Raw genomic sequence first — 2,024 nt, 5'->3', positions numbered from 1 at the left:
GCGCTGTCCGGTGGGCAGAAGCAGCGCGTGGCGCTGGCCCGGGCGCTGATCCATCGCCCGCGCCTGCTGCTGCTCGACGAGCCGCTGGGCGCGCTGGATGCGCTTACCCGCATCGAGATGCAGCAACTGATCGAGCGCCTGTGGCAGCAGCATGGCTTCACCGTGCTGCTGGTCACCCACGACGTCGCCGAGGCGGTGGCCGTGGCGGATCGGGTGATCCTGATCGAGGACGGCCAGATCGGCCTCGATCTGGATGTGCAACTGCTGCGTCCGCGCCCGCACGGCTCGCCGCTGCTGGCCGCGCTGGAAGCGCGCGTGCTCGACCGGGTACTGGCGCAGCCGGAGCTGCCGACGCCGCCCGACCCCCTATCACCCCTGCCCACGCAATTGCGCTGGGCACTGTGAAGCCGTAGCCCGGACTCTGTCCGGGGCGGCCCCAAGACTCCCCCGGATTCCATCCGGGCTACATCAGTCGACCATCAGGAGCAACACCATGACCATCAAAGCCATCAACGTGCGTAACCAGTTCAAGGGCAGCATCAAGGAAATCGTCATCGGCGACGTGCTGTCGGAAATCGACGTGCAGACCGCCGCCGGCATCGTCACCTCGGTGATCACCACCCGCTCGGTGCGCGAGCTGGAACTGCAGGTGGGCAGCGAGGTGATCGCCTTCGTCAAGTCCACCGAGGTGTCCATCGCCAAGCTCTGAGGGCCCGCGCCGGGCGCGGCTCATTCGGCCAGGCGCACCTGGTTGCGGCCGCCGTGCTTGGCCGCGTACAGCGCCTTGTCGGCGCGTTCGCGCAGTTGCTCGGCGTCGCTGTGCACGTCGGTGCCGGCGATGCCGGCGCTGAGGGTGCAGGAGAACTCGCCGCCCTCGGCGATAAAGCGCAGCTCGGCGAAGCGCTGGCGGATCTCGTCGAGGATCAGCCTGGCCTGCTCCGGCGGGCAGTCCGGCAGCACCGCGAGGAACTCCTCGCCGCCGTAGCGCCCCAGGCTGTCGATGCGCCGCAGGCGCTGGCGCAGCAGGTTGGCCAGGGCGCGGATGACGTTGTCGCCGGCGGCGTGGCCGTGGCTGTCGTTGACCCGCTTGAAGTGGTCGATGTCGAGCATCGCCACGCTGGCGCGGTCGCCGCTGCGCAGCGCGCGCTCCAGTTCGATGGCCACCTGTTCCTTGATGTCGCCGTGCTTGAGCAGGCCGGTCAGGCTGTCGCGGGCCAGGGCGTTGGACAGCAGGCGGGCGCGCTGGGCGCGGGAGAACACCGTGGCGACCAGCGCATGATCGGAGATGGGTTTGCTGACGAAGTCGTCGCCGGCCTTGATCAGCGCGCTCATCTGCTTGGCGATGTCGGTTTCCGCCGACAAGTAGATGATCGGGATGCGCAGCCAGTCGTCGTTGCAGCGGATGATCTGCGCCAGCTCCGGGCCGGTGCAGTCGGGCATGTTGACGTCGAGCAGCACCACCTCGGGGTTGAAGTCGCGCAGGTGGGCGAAGATCTGCGCCGGCTCGCGCAGCACCTCCACCAGCATGCCGGCGCCGCGCAGCACCAGGCTGTAGCGGCTGGCCAGGTCCTGGTCGTCGTCGACGATCAGCACCCGGTAGGGCTCGCCGTGCTGCTGGGCGAAGCAGCGCTCCAGGCGGCTCTCCAGCTGCGGGATGTCCACCGGCTTGGCGAAGAAGCCCAGGGCGCCGGCGCGCACCGCCTGCAGCTGGGTGGCGAAGTCGTCCTGCTGGGTCAGCACCAGCAGCGGCAGCGGCGCGTCCAGGCGCTGTTGCAGGCGCGCGGCGTAGTCCAGGCCGCTGCAGCTTTCCCCGGGCAGGTTGACGTCGACGATCAGCGCGTCCGGCAGGTGCTGCTGCAGGGCGGCGTCGAGGCCGGCGATGGAGTTGAAGTGCTCGGCCTGGTAGCCGAAGTTGTTCAGCGTCAGGCGCATGCTTTCGCCCGCCGCGGCCTCTTCCTCGAGGATGTAGATGTGCCGGCTGCCGCTATCGCTGCGCGTCGCCTTGCGCGCCGGGCGCGGCGCTT

General features: G+C 69.4%; 3 protein-coding genes. 2 read left to right on the top strand and 1 reads right to left on the bottom strand.

All coding sequences use genetic code 11. The features are described 5' to 3' along the window. Positions 1 to 405 (top strand): ATP-binding cassette domain-containing protein (locus N878_RS18885; RefSeq protein ID WP_021445141.1); only part of this gene is annotated, 405 nt, incomplete at its 5' end. An 88-nt stretch (positions 406 to 493) separates the two neighbouring features. Further along, a complete protein-coding gene (locus N878_RS18880; protein WP_003242436.1) occupies positions 494 to 709 on the top strand; it encodes a molybdopterin-binding protein in 216 nt (71 codons plus the stop codon). A gap of 20 nt (positions 710 to 729) precedes the next feature. On the opposite strand, the gene N878_RS18875 is transcribed toward N878_RS18880, so the two are convergent. Then, a partial coding sequence (locus N878_RS18875) for a diguanylate cyclase (RefSeq protein ID WP_021445140.1) occupies positions 730 to 2,024 on the bottom strand: 1,295 nt, incomplete at its 5' end.

Source organism: Pseudomonas sp. EGD-AK9 (assembly GCF_000465935.2).
Lineage (GTDB): Bacteria > Pseudomonadota > Gammaproteobacteria > Pseudomonadales > Pseudomonadaceae > Aquipseudomonas.
The sequence above is the reverse complement of the archived record's forward strand: the minus strand, read 5'-3'. Positions and strand labels throughout refer to the sequence as shown.